Source organism: Sorangium sp. So ce117 (assembly GCF_051524395.1).
In the GTDB taxonomy this organism is placed as follows: domain Bacteria; phylum Myxococcota_A; class Polyangia; order Polyangiales; family Polyangiaceae; genus Sorangium; species Sorangium cellulosum_B.
This window is the reverse complement of the sequence record NZ_CP150309.1, coordinates 10400448-10420040: the sequence shown is the minus strand read 5'-3', so window position 1 is coordinate 10420040 and position 19593 is coordinate 10400448. Positions and strand designations below refer to the sequence as shown.

The 19593-nt window shown below is 71.3% G+C and carries 15 protein-coding genes; 5 read left to right on the top strand and 10 right to left on the bottom strand.

Going from position 1 to position 19593, the window contains the following annotated elements; translation table 11 throughout:
- Window positions 1–192: 192 nt before the first annotated feature.
- Window positions 193–3696, top strand: coding sequence for an FG-GAP repeat domain-containing protein (locus tag WMF46_RS39025; RefSeq protein WP_437981864.1), 3504 nt, complete (start codon window positions 193–195; stop codon window positions 3694–3696).
- Here the strand turns inward: WMF46_RS39025 and WMF46_RS39020 are convergent.
- Entirely contained in the window at window positions 3693–4955 is a 1263-nt protein-coding gene (locus WMF46_RS39020; RefSeq protein WP_437981863.1) for a hypothetical protein, read from the bottom strand. The two genes, WMF46_RS39025 and WMF46_RS39020, sit on opposite strands and share 4 nt — an antisense overlap.
- 58 nt (window positions 4956–5013) lie before the next feature.
- Window positions 5014–7692 (bottom strand): O-antigen ligase family protein, encoded by a 2679-nt coding sequence (locus tag WMF46_RS39015; protein WP_437981862.1) that lies wholly within the window; start codon window positions 7690–7692, stop codon window positions 5014–5016.
- A 149-nt stretch (window positions 7693–7841) separates the two neighbouring features.
- On the opposite strand from WMF46_RS39015, the gene WMF46_RS39010 reads away from it, so the two are divergent.
- Entirely contained in the window at window positions 7842–8477 is a 636-nt protein-coding gene (locus tag WMF46_RS39010) for a phenylalanine--tRNA ligase beta subunit-related protein (protein ID WP_044969935.1), read from the top strand.
- A gap of 64 nt (window positions 8478–8541) precedes the next feature.
- Here WMF46_RS39010 and WMF46_RS39005 read toward each other — a convergent pair whose 3' ends face one another.
- Together WMF46_RS39005 and metK are read right to left on the bottom strand one after the other, a co-directional pair.
- Complete coding sequence (locus WMF46_RS39005) at window positions 8542–9852, bottom strand: hypothetical protein (protein ID WP_437981861.1); 1311 nt, start codon at window positions 9850–9852, stop codon at window positions 8542–8544.
- Window positions 9853–10174: 322 nt separating this feature from the next.
- Window positions 10175–11425, bottom strand: a complete 1251-nt coding sequence (gene metK / locus WMF46_RS39000; protein WP_437545213.1) for a methionine adenosyltransferase — start codon at window positions 11423–11425, stop codon at window positions 10175–10177.
- 403 nt (window positions 11426–11828) lie between these two features.
- Here metK and WMF46_RS38995 point away from each other — a divergent pair, with 403 nt between their 5' ends.
- Window positions 11829–12224: a YbjN domain-containing protein gene (locus tag WMF46_RS38995; RefSeq protein ID WP_437545211.1), complete on the top strand. Its 396-nt coding sequence runs from the start codon at window positions 11829–11831 to the stop codon at window positions 12222–12224.
- An 18-nt stretch (window positions 12225–12242) separates the two neighbouring features.
- Here the strand turns inward: WMF46_RS38995 and WMF46_RS38990 are convergent, their stop codons facing one another.
- Window positions 12243–12611: a PDZ domain-containing protein gene (locus tag WMF46_RS38990; RefSeq protein WP_437981860.1), complete on the bottom strand. Its 369-nt coding sequence runs from the start codon at window positions 12609–12611 to the stop codon at window positions 12243–12245.
- A gap of 405 nt (window positions 12612–13016) precedes the next feature.
- Here WMF46_RS38990 and WMF46_RS38985 point away from each other — a divergent pair, with 405 nt between their 5' ends.
- Window positions 13017–13970: a CDP-alcohol phosphatidyltransferase family protein gene (locus WMF46_RS38985; RefSeq protein WP_437981859.1), complete on the top strand. Its 954-nt coding sequence runs from the start codon at window positions 13017–13019 to the stop codon at window positions 13968–13970.
- Window positions 13971–14117: 147 nt separating this feature from the next.
- On the opposite strand, the gene WMF46_RS38980 is transcribed toward WMF46_RS38985, so the two are convergent.
- The 5 genes from WMF46_RS38980 to WMF46_RS38960 all read right to left on the bottom strand — a co-directional run bounded on the left by WMF46_RS38980 (window position 14118) and on the right by WMF46_RS38960 (window position 18208).
- A complete protein-coding gene (locus WMF46_RS38980) occupies window positions 14118–14825 on the bottom strand; it encodes an NTP transferase domain-containing protein (protein ID WP_437545206.1) in 708 nt (235 codons plus the stop codon).
- Entirely contained in the window at window positions 14822–15385 is a 564-nt protein-coding gene (locus tag WMF46_RS38975) for a thiamine pyrophosphate-dependent enzyme (RefSeq protein ID WP_437981858.1), read from the bottom strand. Before WMF46_RS38975 ends, WMF46_RS38980 begins: the two co-directional genes overlap by 4 nt.
- Entirely contained in the window at window positions 15382–15894 is a 513-nt protein-coding gene (locus WMF46_RS38970; protein WP_012239914.1) for a thiamine pyrophosphate-binding protein, read from the bottom strand. Before WMF46_RS38970 ends, WMF46_RS38975 begins: the two co-directional genes overlap by 4 nt.
- Window positions 15895–15898: 4 nt before the next feature.
- The gene (locus tag WMF46_RS38965) at window positions 15899–17563 is read right to left on the bottom strand and encodes an isocitrate lyase/phosphoenolpyruvate mutase family protein (protein ID WP_437981857.1); all 1665 of its coding nucleotides are present in this window, start codon (window positions 17561–17563) and stop codon (window positions 15899–15901) included.
- Between the two features lie 333 nt (window positions 17564–17896).
- Window positions 17897–18208, bottom strand: a complete 312-nt coding sequence (locus tag WMF46_RS38960; RefSeq protein WP_437904509.1) for a 2Fe-2S iron-sulfur cluster-binding protein — start codon at window positions 18206–18208, stop codon at window positions 17897–17899.
- Window positions 18209–18288: 80 nt separating this feature from the next.
- On the opposite strand from WMF46_RS38960, the gene WMF46_RS38955 reads away from it, so the two are divergent.
- Window positions 18289–19578: an NAD(P)/FAD-dependent oxidoreductase gene (locus WMF46_RS38955; protein ID WP_437981856.1), complete on the top strand. Its 1290-nt coding sequence runs from the start codon at window positions 18289–18291 to the stop codon at window positions 19576–19578.
- The last annotated feature ends 15 nt before the right edge of the window (window positions 19579–19593 follow it).

Here is a 19593-nt window from a genome sequence, read left to right as displayed (position 1 = left end):
GCGGCGTCTCCAAAATTCAAGCTGGGGTTCTCAACAGGGGGACGATGTGGTACAAGGTGCGCATCGCGACAATGCGCGGCCTGGCGTCGGGGAGGCGAGGTGCGGCACGTTCTCGCGCGGTGCGACGCTCGCGCCGATGGAGTACACTTCGGCCGCGCGTCTGGAAGCGAAAAACGCGCTCGGGCAGTCAGAATGGAACGATCGTCCTTCATGGCGCGCGGCGCGGTCGCGAGCGCGGTTTGCTCTGCGCTCCTCCTCGAGGGGGCCTCGGCCTTCGCCGACTGGCCATCTGCCCGTCACGACGCGCAGCGCACGGGCGCCACGTCGTCCACGAGCAATATCGTGAAGCCGGCGCCCTACTGGCGGGCGTATCTCGGCGGTGTCCTCGGGACAGGCCGGGTGCTCGCAGGGGATACGAACCAGGACGGCGATATCGACCTGCTCTTTGTGTCCGGCGGCCGCGTCGTCCTCTCCGATCCGCTGGGATTCGTCCGCTGGAGCACCCCATCGCTGGGATTGCAGACGCTGCACTCCGTCGACGATCTCGACGGAGACGGGCGGCTCGAGATCGTCGCGCTGAGCGGCGCGGGCGCGGCGGTCATCGATGGATCGAGCGGAGCCATCCTGTGGCGCGAGGACGCCTCGGAGCTCGGAACGCTCGGGGCCGCGCGCCTCGCCGATTTCAACGGCGACGGTCATCTCGATCTCTTCCTGGACGAGTGTGGCTGTTGCACCGTGCGCACGGACAGCCCGGGTGTCATCTACAGCTTCGCGGGGGGGTTCGGCGCTGTCGAGCGGTTGCCTCCTCCTCCGCGGCGCGTGCATTGCAACGCGACGATCGACACGGTGGGCGACTGGAACGGAGACGGCGCGGACGATCTCCTCGTGTCCTCCTATGACCAGCTATTCCTCGTCTCGGGATCGGGGGACGTCTTTGCGGAGTCGGCCAGCATCGGCGTCCATCTCGGCGGGGCCGTCTGCGAGGCGGTGACCATGGGCGATCGGGCGAGCCCCGGTCAGCACGCGCTCTGCTTCCAGAATCGGGTCCGCGGCAACCAGGGCGCGCGCGAGGTCACCCTGCTCGCGTACAGGCCGGACGAGAGCCCGTCGCTCGCTGTGGTCTGGCGAAAGACCCTCAGCCCCAATGACGGCGGCGACGCCCGCGCCCCGACGCGCCTCGCGTGGGATCTCGACGGCGACGGCGCGCTCGAGGTGCTGGCGAGCGGCAAGGTGGGCGAAGCCTGGACGTCCTTCGTGCTCGATGCCGCCACGGGCGCCGTGCTCGCCACCATTCCCGACGCGATAGCGCAGGGCGCGGTCCAGGGAGACGCGGGCTCCGAGCAATGGATCGTCACGTCGCGCGAAGAGCGCGTGTCGGCGTACCGGTTCAGCCGCGCCGCCGGAGGCTCGCTGGAGCGGCTCTGGTCGCTGGACGGCGAGCGGGTGCGCACGCGGGTCGACTGGGCGAGATCCCGCAGGACGAACCTCGCCTTCTCGCTTGTGACTCCGGATCTCACGGGCGACGGACGCGGCGAGCTCGTGCTCGAGTCGACGTCGGAGCCCGTGGCGCTCACCGCGGTGGATATGCAGGGGGGCGGGGCGACGGTCGCGGCCGTCTACTCCGTCGGGCCCGGAAGCGGCATCGCGGCGCTCGAGCTGCCCGTCGCGAGCGCTCCGTCGTGGCCGCGGCTGGTGGTCTCCCGGGCCGATGGGTTCCTCACGCTGCTCGACGCGTCGTTCGAGCCCTTGAACCTCGTGCGGGAGGGGCGCGACGTCCTGCCCGGGATGCGCGTCGGCGGCTTCTACACAGGCCCGGGCGCCTTCGTCAATTTCGGCCGCGCCCCGCTCGCCGCGAGGTTCTCTCCGGAGGACGCCGCCGCCAGCGTCGTGGTCGTCGACAGCCGGGGCGACCTCGTCCGGGTCGCGTCCGACGGCGCGAGCAATGTGGCGCCGGCCAAGCCTGCCTGGCGCGTGAGGGACGCGTTCGGCGCGTCCATCGCCCCCGCCGAGGGGAGCTCGCCCGCGACGCTCGCGTGCTTCAGGCGGCTGCACCCGCTCACTGACCCGGTGAAGTACGCCGTCGCGACGCTCGACGCGAACGGCAGGCAAACGAGCGAGACTCCGCTCGAGAAGCCCCCCGCGTGGGACGTGCTGCACGGAGATCTCGACGGAGACGGCGCGCGCGAGCTCGTGGCGGTCACGGTGGATCCGAACCTGCGCACCGAGGTCGTCGCGATCGATGGGGGCGGCGGAGAGCGGTGGAAACACCGTATCGACGCCTCCGCCGGCACCCAGGCCGTCGCGATCGCCGACTGGAACGGAGACGGCGCGGAGGACGTGGCGGTCGCGATCAACAGGGCCAAGGTGCTCTCGGGTCGGAACGGCAGCCCCCTCGGCGAGAACCCGGAGACGCTGCTCTATTTCATGCCCATCCTCGCCGATGTGTCGGGAGATCATCGGCTCGAGATGACCCTGCAGGGGGGGTATGCCCCGGCGCGGGCGCTGCCGCACGACCTGAGCGCCGCGCTGTGGAAGGGCGCGCAGGACATCCGTCCCTACCCGCACGGCGCGATCGCGCGCTGCGACGGCAAGACCGTCCTCGTCGAGGGGTCGTTCATGAATCCGGCGCGGCTGACGTTCTCCGTGCTGGACGCCGCCAGCGGGGGGCAATCGCGCTTCATCGTCCTCGCGGGCGACGGCGCGTTCGACGCGGAGGACGCCGCAGCACAGGCGGGCGCCCCGATGGGCCAGCTCGGAGATGTGGCGATCTCGGGGAACCTGACCGGGCGCGCGTCCGCCGGTCCGACCGCCATCGTCGGCTCCACCAACGGCTTCCTCTATGCGGTCGACGCGTGCTCGGCGCGCCTCGTGTGGTCTTATGCTTTCGGCAGCCCCGTCGGCTCACCGAGCCTCGCGGACACCGACGGTGACGGCCACGACGACATCCTCGTGAGCGTGGCAGACGGCTACCTCTACAACATGCGGCACGAGATCCTGCCGGCGCCCGAGTTCGTCTGGGATGTCGATCCGGGCAGCGGCGAGCAAGGCGAGGACATCGACGAGATCGAGACCAGGGACACGCTCCACATGAGGTGGTCGAAGGTCGAGGGCGCGACGTCGTATCAGGTGACGGTCGTGGGCGGGCAAGGCGATTACCTGAGCTCGCCTGCTTGGCAGGACGTGGGCGACGTCGTCGAAGCCTCGGTCGGCGGGCTGCCGCTCCTCGACGGGGCGAAGTACTACGTCGGCGTGCGCGCGCTCTCTGCCGCCGGGCTCTCGCCGGACCGGGGGTCGGACGGCGTGATCGTGAGGATGCCGCAGGGCGAAGGGGGAGGCGGCGGTGGAGCCGGAGGCGCCGGCGGCGGCGGAGCCGGAGGCGCTGGCGGCGGTGGAGCAGGAGGCGCCGGTGGCGGAGCAGGGGGTGGCGGCGATGGCGGGGCAGGGGGCACCGGCAGCGCAGGTCCTGGCGGAGCCGGCGCGGCCGGATGGGACGACACGCTCCTGTACGGCCGTGGTTGCGTGTGCACCGAGGCGCCGGGGCAGCGCCCGGCCTCGTGGGCGGCCGGCCTCGGCGCTATCGCCCTGGCGCTCGTCGCCCTCGGCAGGGCCCGCGGGACGGCGAGCGCGCCGCCGGGCCGCCGCGCGATCAGGGCACCTCGCGGGCGCTGGCCGCGCGACGTGCGGCCGGCGCGCTAGAAGCTCACGCCTCCGCCGAGCGCCAGCGTGAGCGCGAACGCCGCGATCAGCAGGAGCATCGCGCCGAGCGTGTACCGCCGCACAGGCGCGTCGAGCACGAAAGCGAGGCGCGCCACGCCGACAAGCACCGAAGGGCCGAACACACCGAAATGGCGGACCAGAGGCGCCGGCGCCAGCAGGAGCCATCCGGCCACGCACGCGCTGCTCAGCACGCTGCCCGCCGCGAGCACGCGGCGCGAGCCTGGGCCGGAGAAGTAAATGCACATGGCGTCCGTGACGAGCGGAGCCACCGCAGAGACCAGCATCGTCATGGTCATCGCGTCGCGCGCGGCGCCCGAGTGCGGCAGCCCGGGGATCCGGACCGTGAAGATCACATAGATGGCCGCGCCGAGGAGCGAGAGCAGGGCGGCCGGAGGCAGCCAGGCGCGCACGGCGCGCGCCTGCCAGGACGCCTCGTCTCCCGACCTGCTCGCGCCCGCGACCGCGCGCGCGGCGAACGCCTGCGACGCCTGGGACAGCACCGCGGCGAACGACCAGTAGAGCACCTGCTGCCCCACGCGATGATCGCCGACGAGCTTCAGGTTGGCGCTGAGCGAGATCGGGTAAACGATGACGGTCGCGAAGTTCGCGATGGAGTACGGGACCGCGCGCCGGACGACGAGCATCGCGTAACGCGCGGCGCGCCGGAGCCGGGTCGGGCGCAGGAGGAGCAGCGCAGGCGAGGCGCCGGCGATCCCGATCGCGACGGCGACGGCATCGGGGCGCCCCGCGAGCGCGGCCAGCATGGACGCGCCGGGGGAGAAGACGAGGAGCACCGCGAGCGCGTGCAGGTACCGCCCCTGGAGCTGCCAGCTCGGCCAGATGCTCGGCGAGGCGGCGGCGAGCAGCGAGCACGCGCTGAAGAGCGCGGTGACCAACCCCGCCGTCCCGCCCAGCCCGGTGGTCAGCTCATGGGCGAGCGTGCAGCTGAAGGCGAACACGGCGACGAGCGCGAGGGCGCCGCCCACGAGCGCGCGGCCCCCCCTGGTCGCGAAGGCGCGCGCCCGGCGCGCAAGGGTCGGCGCGAGGCCGGCGGAGACCAGCGCGACGACGACCATCCCGCGCGACGTGTAGTTGGCGAGCGCGGCGAGCGCCGCGGGGTCGGCCGACAGCGCAAGCACCCACTGGGCCGCGAGCGAGACGGCGCGAGGCAGGATGACCGCGAAGGCGACCCCGGCGCCGCCGTGCATCCCAGCGCGCATCAACGACGACAGCTTCACAGGGCGATTCGAGGGAGAGGGAGGAAGGCGAAGATGGCCACGATCGTGCGCAATCTACCTACGGGATGAGCGAAGGCGCCAGCGCCTTCGCCTTCTCCTCGAGGACCCGCTTGCGCAGCGCAGGGTCCTGCCCCCCGCGCCGTTGCAGCAGGCGCTCGAGCGCCTTCGACGCCTCGATGTGCGCGCCCGCGCGGCTGGCGGCGTCGGCCAGCTTGAGGAGGCGCTCCTCGGTCGGCTCGTCCTGCGCTGCGCGCGCGTAGTAGGTCACGGCCGACGGATGGTCTTCCCGCGCCGCGAGCAGGTCGCCGGCCCAGGTCGACGTCGCCGCGCACGCCGCGAGCGTGGTGCACGACGCGGAGAGCAGCTCGCGGAGCGCGGGGAGGAGCTTCTCGGACGAGGCCATCTGCGCCGCCGCGACGACCCGCAGGCGAAGACAGCCGGCCCGGTTGTCCAGCCGCTCGCAGCTCCCCGAGAGCAGCTGCTCCGCCTCCGCGCTCTTCTTGCCCAGGAGGAGGAGCCGCGCCCTCAGCTGGACCGCGAAGAACGAGTCGTCGTCGAGGCCCTGCACCGCCGCCGCGTGCGCCTCGATCTCCCGCTCGCAGGCGGCCCTCCGCCCGTCGTCACCGCCGCAGCGGGCGGAGCCTGGGACCTCCAGCATCGCGAGCAGCGCATCGCCGGCGGCCCAGTGCGCTCCGACCCGCGCGCGGTCGCGCGCGATCGCCTCCTCCGCGCAGCGCAGGCGCAGGTCGACCTCTTCCCGGCGGTCGCCCGCGGTGGCCATGCGCTCGAGCACCTCGACCCCGGCCTTGCCTTCCGGCACGGCCCGCAGCAGCTCCTCCCACGTGTGGGTCCACTGCCGGGCGAGCACCGCGGCCGTGTCGGTCACGCCGGGGTCGTCCTCCACGGCGAGCCGCAGGCTCAGGAGCGCCTGCTCCCTGGCGCCGCGCGACGCGAGCACCTCCGCGAGCAGGAGGTGGGCGCGCCCGTGGCGGCGTGAGCGCTCGAGCGTGCGCTGGAGCCATGGGATGGGGCTCTCGCCGCTGCCCCGGAGCGCGGCGACCGCGCCGAGCAGCGGGAAGTACGGCTCCGCGGGGTGGCGGAGGATCGCCGCGCGGAGCTCCTCGCGGAAGCGTGGCCAGCCGGCGCCGCTCGCCGCGCCCGCGTCGCTCTGCGCGCGCAGCGACCGGCGGTCGTGGTCGACGTCGCGCCAGCCGAAGCGCACCATCAGGGAGACGAGCGCGAGCGCGGAGGCCACGGCGCAAGCCGCCGCCTGCCACGGCCGCCACCGCGCCGGGCCGGGCTCGCCTGCCGGGGCCTCGTGCCGCGGCCGCTCGCCGTGGGCCTCACCCCAGAGCGAGCCCAGGGTCGCCGCGAGCGCGATGCTGACGCCTGGCACCTCGAGCCCGAGGTCGAACAGGTTCTGGAGGACGAGCACCGCGCAGCCGACCCAGGCGCCCAGCGCCGCCGTGCTCGCGCGCAAGGCGATCTTGCCCGGGCGAAACGCGACGCCGAGCGCGACGAGCGAGGCCGCCGCGACCGGAGCGCCCCACTCGGCCGCCCACTGGATCACGACGTTCTCGGCGTGCGTGAACACGATGTTCCCTGGCGACTGTCGGTACGCCGGGAACACCGTCTCGAACGCGCCGCGCCCGATGCCGAAAAGCCAGTGATCCGCGAGCAGCGGGAGCGTCGAGCGAAAGAGCGACAGCTTGTCGAGGTTGTCGTCCGCCATCTCCGCGAGCGTGCGGTTCGTCGCGGCGAGCGCGGCCAGCAGCGCGCCGCCGCCGATGGCCACGCTCAACAGCCAGGCCGCCGCGCCCCGGCCGCGGGGGCCGGAGCGGTGCCTGCCGCGCCGCCGCCGCGAGAGCAACGCGAAGAGGGCGAGGCCGAGCGGCAGCACGAGCAGCCCTCCGCGAGACGAGGCGATGATGCCGACCCCGACGATCGTGGTGAGCCCGACGCCGGCGACCCAGGGCGGCAGGAGCGGCCTGCTCGTGAGCAGCAGCCCGACCCCCGAGAGGATGCCGAGGTTCAGGTAACCGGCGAGGTTGTTCGGGTTGAGCAGCGGCCCGACGTGCCATGACGCCACCGAGAACCGCGGTTGATACAGGCCGAAGACGGTCGTCGCGCCGAGCAGCCCGTGGGCGATCGTCGTGAGCGCGGCGAGGAACGCGCTGCCGAAGACCAGGGTGATCCCGAGCTTCGCGCCGCGCCGCGCGCCGACGAACGCGGCCGTGAGGAAGACGCCGGTATAGGTCAGCCATTTCAGGGCCTCCACCAGCGTGGCGCCGGGGTCGAGCGAGACGCTGGCGTACCGCGGCGCCGCCTCTCCGAGCGGCATCAGGGAGCGCGACCAGATGTCGGCGCTCGCCGGCGAGAGCCGCTCGAGCCACGCGAGCGGCAGCGGCGCGGCCTGCAGCAGCGTATACGCGGTCAAGCCGAGCAGCGTGAGCGCCGGAAGCGTCTTCACGGGAGACGGCTCGCCGGCGAGCGCGCTGGCGCGGAGCGAGAGCGCGGCGGCGATCGCCACGGCCGCGGACACCAGGGCCAGCGTCGGCGTATGGACAGCGCCGATGGCGAGCACGGACCCGGCGACGATGGCCCCGAGCAGCCACGGGATCACGCGCTCGGCGAGCGGTGGTGCGGCGCCTCCTGGGCGGCTCCGCGCCGCGGCGCCCATCGAGCGCCGGAGCTCGGCGGGCGACCTCAGCTTCGGGCGTGTCGAGTCCGTCGTCACGGCCGGCCAGGGTAGTCGATCTGCGCCGCAGAGGGACGGGGTCGCTCACGGCACCATCGAGTCGACCTGCGCACTCCCGGGATTGACCGAGAGAGTGTGAGATGACGAGCATCCATCCAGGAGCGCTGTCGTCGTGTAGAGTGCGCCGCGTGCTCACGCTCTCGGCGCATCCTCTGCTCGAAGTCGCCGCCTTCGTCACGACGTTCCCCGCGCCGCTCGGCGAGCTGCAGGGGAGCGACGCGCTCCGCGGCCTCCTGTCCGACAAGGCCTCGGCCCCGTTCCGCTCGGACGACGCCGTGCGGTCGGCGGTCCGCGATCTGCTCCGGCACGGCGGCTACAAGCCGACAGGCCGGGGCAAGCCGGCCTCCGAGTACCTCATCCGCGCCGCCGAGGGGGGATCGCTCGCGCCCATCAACGCGGCCGTGGACGCGTGCAACGCCGTGTCGCTGCACACGGGCCTGCCCATCAGCGTGATCGATCTCGATCGCGCCCGCCCGCCGCTCCGCATCGAGGTCGCGCCCGCTGGCTCCCGCTATGTGTTCAACGCCTCGGGGCAGGAGATCGACCTCGAGGGGCTCCTCTGCGTCTTCGACGCGGACGGCCCGTGCGCGAACGCCGTGAAGGACGCGCAGCGGACGAAGACGCACGCGGGGACGACGCGCACGCTCTCGGTCCTCTGGGGCAGCCGCGCGCTTCCGGGCCGCGCGGCGGGAGCGGCCGCCTGGTACAAGGAGCTGCTCGCCGGCATCGGCGCGGCGACCTCGGACGCGCCGATCGCGGCCTGATCACCCGGCGCGCGGGCCATCGCCTCCCACGCGCGCCGGCGCGCCGCCGCTGCCGCGACGCGCCCTACGGCTCCGGCGCAGGGGGATCGGGCAGCGTGATCACGCTCTCGTCCTTGTCGGTGAGCCACCGCCAGTTGTCGACGAGCCCGGTCGAATCGAGCTGATGGTCTCCGGCGTCGTATGCGCCCCACCGGATCTTGATCTCCGTGTTGGGCTCCACGGGCGCCGACGTGACCAGCCAGCTCGTCCCCGCGCGGCCCTCGAACCCCGTCCCGAGCAGCTCCCGGATCCCGCGGGTGCACGCGTACACCCTGCCGTCGAGATCGCAGGGAGGGCCGCTCTCGCAGGCGCAGACGTCGATGAAGGTGCTGTTGACGCTCATGGCGTTCCGCTCGCTGTCGAACAGGATGTGGCCATCGATGAGGTTGGCCGGCCGCGGTGAGAGGAACGCGACGAAGTAGTCGTTGAAGCTGTCGCAGACGACGGGCCAGTCGAACGTGACGTAATTGACGTTGAACGCGAAGCCGCGGACGTTCGACGGGACCCGGAGGGTGATCTCGACGGCGGTCGGGTCGGACGGCTTCGCGAGCACCAGATCGTCACAGCCGCGGGGGTCCTTCGGGAAGTCTTCGGGGAAATCGCCTTCGTACTTCTTGTCGAAGCCTTGCGGGCTCTCGAACCCCTCGTCGTTCTGCGTCCGCGCCGTGCCGCTCGAGAGGGCGAGCAGCCGCGTGCCCGCCCTCGGCGGGACGTTGGGGCCGAACTTGGGGAGGATGCCGTGCCCGAGATGGAAGTTGGCGAGCAGCTCGGCTTCCTGCGGCGGCGGCGCGCCGTCGACCATGACCCAGGCGGCGGAGACAACGCCCCAGTCGTCGGGCCCGGACGACATCTTGCACAGCTCGACCGCCCTCGCGGCGTTGAGCGGATCCAGGTCGTCGAGCGGGATCCCGTCGTCGCACGGCTCGGGCACGTTGTCGGCGATGCCGTCGCAGTCGTCGTCCACGGGCTCCGGCGAGGCTCCCCCTTCTCCTCCGACCGTCGGGAGCTCGAGCGCTCGCGGGTTGATCAGCGCGTTGCAATCGTCGCAGTCGCCGTCGAGCTCCGTGAAGCCGTCGCGGTCGTCGTCGGCGTCCGGCGAGCCGCTGCAGCCCGCGCCCCCCGCGCCCACCCCCGCGGACGTGGCGACGGTCGTCGCGTCGGCCGTCGTTTCGGCTGTCGTGGTCGGTATCCCGCCGGTGCTGGAGGTGCTGGAGGCGCTCGCCGCGCCGCCCTCTCCGACATCAAGGCCGCCTGCCGGTCCGATGTTCCCGGTGCAGGCCGTGCCCAGACACCCGGCCGCAGTGATGAAGCTCAAGAAATTCAACCAAGGTTTCATCGGTGCTCCTCGAGGTCGCATGGAACCAGGGAGGTTCGGTCGATCCGGCGATACGGGAGTCGTCGATGATTTTATCAGCAGAAGCGGCCGCAGCAGTCAGCCCATCCCGGCAAATGCCGGTGCTTTTTTGTGAGGTGAATGCCCACATCGTGGCCCCTCCCTCCGACCCAGGCGCCATGGTCACACGCGCTCCAGGAGACGCGGGTCGTGGTGACAAAACGCAGAGCGCCGGCGCTTTCACAGCGCCGGCGCTCTCGGCCTCTCCGAGGGGCCGTCCACGGTTCGCCCCGCTCACACGCAGCGGGCGGAGCGCTCTGAACGATCAGGCCTGGGCGCCCACTTCCTTCTTGCCCTTGCGCTTCGGCTCCTTCTTGCTCCCGGAGCCGTTCGTGGCCGCGGGGACAGCGGCGAGCGTCGGGCGCAGCAGGTCCTCGGCCAGCTTGGCCGCGCGGTCCGTCTTCTCCCAGGTGAACTCGTCACGCCCGAAGTGGCCGTACGCGGCCGTCTTTCGGTAGATGGGCTTCAGCAGATCGAGCTGCTCGATGATCGCCTTCGGCCGCATGTCGAAGTTCTGCATGATGTACTTCTCGAGCACGTCCTCACCTACGCGGCCCGTGCCGAAGGTGTTCACGTGGACGCCGACCGGCTGGGCGACGCCGATGGCGTAGGCGATCTGCACCTCGCAGCGCGCCGCGAGCTTGGACGCGACGACGTTCTTCGCGACGTAGCGCGCGTAGTAGCAGGCGGAGCGGTCGACCTTCGTCGGGTCCTTGCCGCTGAAGGCGCCGCCGCCGTGCCGGCCCATGCCGCCGTAGGTGTCGACGATGATCTTGCGGCCGGTGAGGCCGGCGTCGCCGAAGGGGCCGCCGACCACGAAGCGGCCGGTGGGGTTCACGTAGATCTTCGTGCTCTTATCCATCAGCTTGGCCGGGATGCACTTCTCGATGATCAGGCTCCGCACCGCGTCCACGATCGTCTTGTGCTTGACCTCGGGGCCGTGCTGCGTCGACACGACGACGGCGCTCACGCGCACGGGCGTCTGGTCTTCGTACTCGATCGTGACCTGGGTCTTGCCGTCGGGGCGCAGCCAGTCGAGCTTCTTGGATTTGCGGAGATCGGCGAGCTTCCGGGCGAGGCGGTGGGCATAGCTGATGGGGGAGGGCATCAGCTCCGACGTCTCGTCCGTCGCATAACCGAACATGAGCCCCTGGTCGCCTGCCCCCTGCTCCTTGAAGAGGCCCTCGCCCTCGGTGACGCCGCGGGAGATGTCGGGCGACTGCTTCTCGATCGCCGTGAGCACCGCGCACGTCTCGTAGTCGAAGCCCATCGCGGCGTCGGTGTAGCCGATGTCCTTGATGGTGTTGCGCACGACGACCGGCATGTCGACCCACGCCGAGGTGGTGATCTCGCCGGCCACGACGGCCATCCCCGTCTTCACCAGGGTCTCGCACGCGACGCGGGCCGTCGGATCCTTCTCGAGGATCCCGTCGAGAATGGCGTCGGAGATCTGGTCGCACACCTTGTCGGGGTGTCCTTCGGTGACGGACTCGGATGTGAACTGGTAACGGCGCATGAATCGCTCCTTCGGCGGACTCGAAATCGGACCTCTACGCATAGTTCGAGCGCGGGGCACCGTCAACGCGAGCCGCGGCCTTCCGCGGACAAAAGCGCCGGCCGGACGAGCTGCCTCCGGGCTGTCGGTGTGGGCTGTCGGTGTGGACGGTGCCGGGCGCCTGTCGTTGTCGAGCTCGAGCTCGAGCCGTACCCACGTTTCGCGCAGGCTGCTGCCTGGGCAGCACTCTCACTCGGCTTCGCGGCTTCCCTGCTTGCCGGTGCATCCGCGCTCCCCGGTGAAGGCGCTGCGCTGCCTGCGGAGAGCTCGCCGGCGGGCCCGCGAGACCGGGCGAGCGGGGGGCGTCGGGCCGCCGATCCGGCGCGCTCCCGGAGGCGCGCCGTCAGAGGCTATGATGCCGCGCATGATGTTCGACGAGATCAAGGCGTGCCTCGAGCGCGAGGGCTGGGCTGTGGAGGTCGTATCCAACGACACCATGCGCAGCGACTTCCAGGGGGCCGAGCGGCTCTTCCCGCTGTTCGTGCGGCTCGCGCCCCCCTTCGTCGTCTTCGCGGTGATCCCGTTCGTGCGGCTCCCGATGGAGCTCGAAGAGGGCGACGCGATCGTGCGGCGCCTGCTCCAGCTGAACCGCGAGATCAACATGGCCAAGCTCTCGGCCGACGAGGAGGGCGACGTGATTCTCAGCGTCGAGTACCGCCTCGAGGACCTCGATCCGAGCGAGGTGCGCGACGCCGTCGATGTGCTCTCCTTCTACGCGAACAAGCACTATGCCGAGCTCGTGGCGCTCGCCGCGCAATGAGCGGTCACCGGCCCCGCTTCAAGGCAGGATCTGCTCCTCTCTGGGCTTGAGCCCCTCGTGCGCCCTTAGCTCGGTGCGCACGATCCGGACGCGCCGCACGTCGCGCCCGCGGACGACGGTGAGCTCGACGGCGCTCCCGACGGCGCCGCGGAGCCGATCGCGCACCGCTGCCGACGAGAGATCCCGGACATACACGCCATCAATCATCATGATCTCGTCGCCCGGGATCAGCCCCGCTCGCTCGGCGGCGAGGCCCGGCGGCACGTCGCGCACGTAGAGCGCCAGCGACTCGTTATCTCGCCCAAGGACAGCCCCGATGGATCCCACGCTCGCGGTGCACCCCGCGGCCACGAGCAGGAGCGCCGCGCTCCAGCACCTGCTTGCCACCGCGGCACCATAGCGCCGAGGAGCCCCGGCGCGCCGCCATTCTCGCAGGGCGCCCCCCGGAGCGCGCGGCGGGGCGCGGCAGCCATGTCAGATCGGCTCCAGCGGGCGCGCGCGCTCGTCGAACGTCACTGCGCCGCAGGCGAGAGAATGTGATTTTACAGGAAGGGAGCGCCCGAGTGTGCCTGTCGCGTCCGCACGCGAGGTGCGAAGCGCGGTTCTCGGTGGGGCTTCAGGAGCGCAAACGACTACGCGGCTGGTCGCCGGAGGCGCGGGATACGCCCTGGAAAACGCGGCGTGGCGCCGGGACGCGGGCTTGCAGCGATCTGTCACGCCATGTCCATCGAGAGGTCGCAATCCAGTTGGTCCCCGGGGGCGGCTGCCCTAGAGTCCGGGCCGGGATCGCCGATGCCTGAACCGCGCGCTGCTGCCGAGAGCTCGACACCTGCCGCCCAGTCCGGCGGTGTGCCCGGCGGCTGGAAGATGCGGATGGAGGACCCGCTCAATCGCTACTATCGGTACCCGATCGCGCGCTGGATCGTGCGGGCGCTGATGAGGACGCCGGTCACGCCGAACCAGGTGACGCTGGTTCAGCCGCTCTTCGCCGCGCTGGCCGGTTACCTGGTGACGTTCGATGATCCGAGGCACCTCATCGCCGGGGCGCTCGTCTTCGAGCTCCGCTCCATCCTGGACTGCGTGGACGGCGCGCTGGCGCGGGCGAAGAGGATGGTGAGCCCCGCCGGTCACGCCATTGACGGCCTGGCCGACTGGCTGGGCGTCGTCTTCCTTTATGCCGGCATCTTCTGGCACATTCACCTTCACCCGCCGCCGGAGGGCCCGTGGAGCGCGACCGTGTCCACGAACGCACTCCTGCTGATCGCGCTGCTCCAGGGGGCGCTGCGCTCTTTCTCCGCGGACTACTTCAAGCTCAAGTACTGCTCGATCTTCGAGACGGGCACCGACGAGACGGCGGACGTGCTGCGCCGGAAGATCCAGGCGCTCGGCCCCTCCTCCTCGTTCTTTGCCCATTTCGATGTCTTCATCGGGCGCATGGGGCACCTCGCGTTCGAGCACGAGTGGTTCGACCCGCGGCGGAGCCGGTCTTCGACCAGCGCGGATCAGGTAAAGCAGCTGATCCGGGAGGAGGCGTCGCCGCTCACGCGCCTCATCGGCGCGCTCTGGGCGATATCGAACGGCGACGCGTTCCTGTCGATGGTGGTGCTGACACTCCTCGTGAACCAGCTCTGGCTGGGTCAGGTCTTCTTCGCGACGGGCGGGGTCGTCTGGATCGTCGCGGTCATCGGGCTGAACGGCTGGTTCCTCCGCGGCGCATCCCGCCGCGCGAAGCTGGCCGTCGCCTGAGCTCCTCTGCTACGTGCGGAGCAGAGCGGCGGTCACCCGCACAGGAGACGGGCCCAGATCGGCGTTTTCGGCGCGCAAGCGCACTCCGGTGCGCTGAGCACCGAAAACGTCGAGGTGGGCTCGTATCCGAAGCGGGTGACCGTCGCTCTAGAGGGAGCTCGCCAGGCGGCGAGCCTTTTCCACGTCCTCTTCGAAGTCGATCTCGGTCCAGGGCAGGTCGTCGACGCGCTCGATGCCGAACGGTACCTCCTGGAAAGCGCGGTCCATCGCCGCCTCGTACTCCTGGTCGAGGCGGCCGGCGGAGACCTCCTCCTCCAGGAGGCGCTGCATCGTGCGACCGCCCTGCGGGCCGACCTTGGCGAAGCCGACGGTCTCCCCGGCGAGGTCCCAGTCCTTGCCCACGCGGCGCGCGATCTTGAGGACGCGGCCGGCGCGGACGCCGACCATCATCTCTTCGCCGCTCTCCTCCGAGCTCGCGTCGACCAGCAGGCAGTTCTCGTGGGGCGAGCTCACGAGGCGCCGCAGCAGCGCGGCGGGGTACAGCACGTCGGCGTCCATCCACAGCCCGCCGCCTGACAGGCGGTCGGCCGCGACGTGGAGCGAGACGATGCTGCCGTGGGTGAACCGCGGGTTCTTGACGAGCTCGATCTTCAGCGAAGGGCGGAGCGAGGCGAGCGCGTCCTCGATCATCTCGTGCCGGAAGCCGACGACGATCGTCAGATCGGTGACGCCGCTCTCGGTGAGGTTCACGAGGTGGCGCTCGAGCAGCGTCTTGCCTTCGATCGAGATGAGGCACTTGGGCGCGTCCCGGCCGATGCGCCGGCCGCGGCCGGCGGCGAGCAGGATCGCCCTCATCGGCGCGCCTCGGCCGCGAAGCGGGCGGCGAGCTCCTGCGGCGTCTCCGCGACGCGGCCGATGCCCTTCACGGTGCCGCCGTCGACGAGGGCGAGGACCATGACCGGGCCCGGCTGCACGAGCGCGACGCGCAGCGACGCCTCGAAGGAATCGACGGAGTCGGCGCGGTGCGTGGCGCGGTAGCCGACCGCGCTGGCGACCGACTCGAGCTTCACGTCGCCCGAGATCGTCCGCTGCCCGCCCGTCGAGGCGTGGGAGCGGTTGTCGAGGACGACGTGCACGAGGTTCGCCGGTCGCTCGCTGCCGACGCTGGCGAGCGCGTTCATGCCCATGAGGACGTTGCCGTCGCCGTCGAGCACGAAGATCCGCTTGCGCGGCTGCGCGAGCGAGAGCCCCAGGCCGATCGACAGGCCGAGCCCCATCGAGCCGATCATGTAGAAGTTCGAGGGCCGGTCCTGCGTCGTGTAGAGCTCGCGGCCGATCATGCCGTTGCAGCAGACCACGAGGTCGTCCTTGCCGACCGCCGCGGTGAACACCTTCAGCGCTTCGAGCTTGTTCATTCGAGCACCCCCGCGGGCACGATGAGCGCCGCCGGCTGCCTGGTGGAGAGCATGACGTCCTTCGCCCACTGCACCTGGGGCCCCATCGGCTCGGCGGCGCGGAGGACGCGGTGCTGGATCTTCATCAGATCGAGGATGGGGAGCATGATCTCGCCCATCATGATGTGCTCCGGGGCGTCGTTGCCGCCCTCGCCGCGCCAGGAGATGACGAGCAGCGCGGGCACCTCGTACATCGTGCTGAGCGAGGCCAGCGCGTTCACGGAGACGCCGAGCCCGGAGTTCTGCATCAGGACCATCGGCAGCCTGCCGCCGAGCCAGGCGCCGAAGGCCATCCCGATGGCGCTGTCCTCGCGGGTCGCAGAGATGTAACGGGCGCTCGCGTCGGCGTCGAGCAGCGAGACAAGGCCCTTCAACAGCGAGCAGGGCACGCCCGCGAAGAAGTCGAACCCCGCCTCCTTGAGCGCGGCGACGAACTCGGGCGCGTACGATTTGCCGGAACCGTGGGACATCGCATCACTCCTTGATGAGCGCCCAGGCGCGACGGTAGTCCTCGAACGTGTCGATCTCGAGCCACCCCTTGTAAACGTCGATCGCCTGCACGTCGGCGCCGCGGTCGATGAGCTCCTGGAGCAGGTCGGTGAAGCTCGCGTTGCGGAGCGACTCGGCCTCGTGGAAGCCGCCCTTCGCGCGGCTCTCCTGCAGCTGGTGGTAGCAGTCGGTGAGCAGGCGCGCGCCCTTCGCGGTGAACATGGCCATGCCCACGAACTCGCCGTGCGCCTCGCCCGCGGGGATCGCGCGGCCGACGCGGGCCACCCGGTGCGGCGCCTCGGCGCCGACGAAGCGGTAGCCGGCCTCCTGCGCGTCCTTCAGGGCCACGAGGTCGGGCACGCCGCGCGCGTCCTTGGGCCGCTGGCCCTCGGCGTACGCGCGGTCGACGACGATCGAGATGTCCGCCGGGCTCTTGAGGAGCTTCTCGAGGTGGCCGCGCTCGAACACGATGTCGCCGTAGAGGAAGAGGAACGGCCCGCTCAGCTCCTTGGAGGCGCGGAAGAGCGAGGACACCTCGTTCGTCGTCGCGTACTCGTCGTTGTCGTAGAAGCGGGCGTTCGGGACCTTGATCGCCTCCTTCTTGTACCCGCGCACGACGGCGACGTCCTTGACGCCGCACGCGTTGAGCACGTCGATCTGCCGCTCGAGGATGCTCTTGCCCTTCAGGTCGAGCATCGGCTTCGGCAGCTCCTCCGTGAGCGGCAGGAGCCCCTGGCTCTGGCCGGCGGCGAGGATGACGGCGGTGACGCCCGGGCTGCCGGAGGGCAGGAAGCTCGACTCCTCCTGCTTCATCTTGTCGACGCCCACGAGCTGGTAGACGCGCTCGAGCGGCACGACCTTGTCGTCGACGCTGCCGGTGTACAGCTCGCGCTTCAGCGTCTGGAGCGTCTCCGTCATCGCCTTGATCGACGAGCGGATCGCGTGGTTCGCGAAGATGATCAGCTTGAAGCCGGCCTTGTGCAGCGTGTCGACGCTCGTCGTGCGGTAGATCGTCGGCACGCAGACGAGCGGGGTGTTCGGGCGGTCCCACGCGCGGGCGAAGGAGAGCACCTCGTCCGGGTCCTTGCTCTTCGAGTGGATGAGGACCATGTCGGCGCCCGCGTCCGCGTAGGCGCGGCCGCGGCGGAGCGCCTCCTCCATCCCCCAGCCGGCGATGAGCGCCTCGGTCCGCGCGATGACCACGAAGTCGCGATCCTTCTGCGTCGCCTTCGCCGCGCGGACCTTGAGCGCGTGCTCCTCGACGTCCGCGAGCTCGCGCTTCACGCCGGCGTAGAAGCTGCAGCGCTTCGGGAAGATGTTGTCTTCCATGCAGATCGCCGCGATGCCCGCCGCCTCGTACTCCTCGACGCAGCGGACGACGTTGACGGCGTTGCCGTAGCCGTTGTCGCAGTCCGCGATGACCGGGATCGACGTGCTGTTCATCATCTTGGCGGCCTGGAGGTTCTCCGCCATCGTGAGGATGTTTGCGTCCGGCACCGCGTAGCTCGCGGAGATCTCGAAGCCGGAAGCCCAGAGCCCGTCGAACCCTGCCTCTTCACCGATCTTTGCCGAGAGCCCATTGTGCGCGCCGATGATGACGATCGGCCCGGGGCGGGCCATGAGTTCGCGCAGCTTCCTGGCTTTGGTCACGTCTCGTCCACTCCTCCGCGCGGTGTTGCCATCTCCGCCCGACGGGCGACCGCGGCTGCAGGTGCCGCGGTGCGCGTCCCAGGCGAGCGGCGTCCCGTCGTCACCGCGCGCGGGCAGCTCCGGGGTGCGCCTGATCTCGCTCTCCTCCCCGAGGAGCCGGGCCTCAGAACGGGGCCTGCCTTAACACCGTTCGCCTGTGCCGCCAATGGAAGGGCACGACCGGGGCAGACGATCGCGAGGGCGGCGGAGCGCGCTCCGCCGCGTCGGGACGTGCGCGCTGCGGCGGTGCCTGACGGAGGGCGCGCGCGATGCTCGCCGCGGGCCCCCTGCCGCTCAGCCCTCGCGGCCGACGACCCCGCGCAAGCGGACCAGCCCGGGGCCCGCGCGGAGCACCGCCTGGCACGCGAGCCGGAGCCGCGGCGGGGCGCCGAAGCGATCGAGCAGATCGCGCTCGCCGCGCGCGGGCGGTTCGAGGAGCTGCTCCCCTTCGACGACCTCGACGCGGCACGTGGCGCAGCGCGCGTCGCGGCACGAGAACACGATCGGAGCGCGCGCGTCGTCGCAGACATCGATGAGCCTGCCGGCTCCCGCCTCCGCGGTGACGGCGGGGCCGAGCGCGCCGTCCTCGAACACGACCGTGGGCACCGCCGATCCCTCCTCCCTACCTGGCGCGCGACGCCGAGAGCGCATTTTCTCGGGCGTCGGCACGCACTATACGACGAGCGATGACGGATCGCTGGGACGCAATCATCCTCGGCGGAGGGCCGGGTGGGTCGACGCTCGCCGCATCGCTGGCCCGCCTCGGGCGCCGGGCCCTCGTGCTCGAGCGGGAGAGGTTCCCTCGCTTTCACATCGGCGAGTCGCTGCTGCCGCTGTCCCGCGAGGTCTTCGAGCGGCTCGGGCTTGACGAGGAGCTGGACGCGCGCTTCCTCCGCAAATACGGCGCCCGGTTCCTGTGCTCGTCGACGGGGCGGACGCGGACGTACAGCTTCGCCGACGCGTTCGATCCGAGGTTCGAGTTCGCCTACCAGGTGCAGCGCGACGCGTTCGACCAGCTGCTGCTCCGCCACGCCGCGGAGCTCGGGGCGGAGGTGCGCGAGTCGTGGGAGGCCGTCGAGGTGGTGTTCGAGGGCCCCCGCGCCGTCGGGGTGCGCGCGCGGCCCCGCGCTCGACCCGACGGCGCCGGGCCGGAGGAGGCCGCGGCCGCGCGCGCCGACTCGAGCGACGTCGTCGAGCTCCGGGCGCCGGTGATCGTGGACGCGACGGGGCGGGACACGCTGCTCGCGTCGAGGATGCGGCGGAAGGCGCAGCTGGCCGAGCTCGACAAGACCGCGCTGTTCACCCACTACGAGGGCGTGCCCCGCGAGGCGGGGATCCACCAGGGCGACATCCAGATCGTCCTCTTCGAGCACGGGTGGTTCTGGTTCATCCCGTTCCGCGGCGAGGTGACGAGCGTCGGCGCGGTGGTGTCGTCGAGCTGGATCCGCAGCCGGGCGAAGGGGGAGGGGCTCGACGAGCTCTTCGATCGCACCGTCGCGCAGAGCGGCTGGGCGCGGGAGTTCCTCGCGAGCGCGCGGCGCATCAGGCCGGTGGGGGCGCTCGCCGATTTCTCGTACCGGATCGACCAGCTCGCCGGAGACGGATGGCTCTTCGTGGGCGACGCGGGCGGGTTCCTCGACCCGCTCTTCTCGACGGGCGCGCACCTCGCCATCAAGGGCGCCGATCTGGCCGCCACGGCCATCCACCGCGCGCTCGACGCCGGGGACACCTCGCGCGCCGCGTTCTCGGCCTACGAGGCGGAGATCCGCTACGCCGTCGATCTCTTCCTGGGGGTCGTTCAGGGCTTTTACAAAGGCCAGTTCCGGGAGACGCTGTTCGAGCCGAACCAGCGGCCCACGATGCGCAAGCTCATCACCAGCATGCTCGCGGGCGACGTGTTCCACGCCGAGCGGCGGCCGCAGTGGGCCTCGTTCCTCCGGCAGCAGTATCCGGCGGAGGTGCCCGCCTTCGCGTGAAGCGCGGCGGGCGGC

Excerpts from the sequence above, each read along its gene's own strand:
- WMF46_RS39025 (WP_437981864.1), top strand. The coding sequence starts at position 193 with ATGGAACGATCGTCCTTCATGGCGCGCGGCGCGGTCGCGAGCGCGGTT.
- WMF46_RS39005 (WP_437981861.1), bottom strand. The coding sequence starts at position 9,852 with ATGAAACCTTGGTTGAATTTCTTGAGCTTCATCACTGCGGCCGGGTGT.
- metK (WP_437545213.1), bottom strand. The coding sequence starts at position 11,425 with ATGCGCCGTTACCAGTTCACATCCGAGTCCGTCACCGAAGGACACCCC.
- WMF46_RS38995 (WP_437545211.1), top strand. The coding sequence starts at position 11,829 with ATGATGTTCGACGAGATCAAGGCGTGCCTCGAGCGCGAGGGCTGGGCT.
- WMF46_RS38985 (WP_437981859.1), top strand. The coding sequence starts at position 13,017 with ATGCCTGAACCGCGCGCTGCTGCCGAGAGCTCGACACCTGCCGCCCAG.
- WMF46_RS38980 (WP_437545206.1), bottom strand. The coding sequence starts at position 14,825 with ATGAGGGCGATCCTGCTCGCCGCCGGCCGCGGCCGGCGCATCGGCCGG.
- WMF46_RS38975 (WP_437981858.1), bottom strand. The coding sequence starts at position 15,385 with ATGAACAAGCTCGAAGCGCTGAAGGTGTTCACCGCGGCGGTCGGCAAG.
- WMF46_RS38970 (WP_012239914.1), bottom strand. The coding sequence starts at position 15,894 with ATGTCCCACGGTTCCGGCAAATCGTACGCGCCCGAGTTCGTCGCCGCG.
- WMF46_RS38955 (WP_437981856.1), top strand. The coding sequence starts at position 18,289 with ATGACGGATCGCTGGGACGCAATCATCCTCGGCGGAGGGCCGGGTGGG.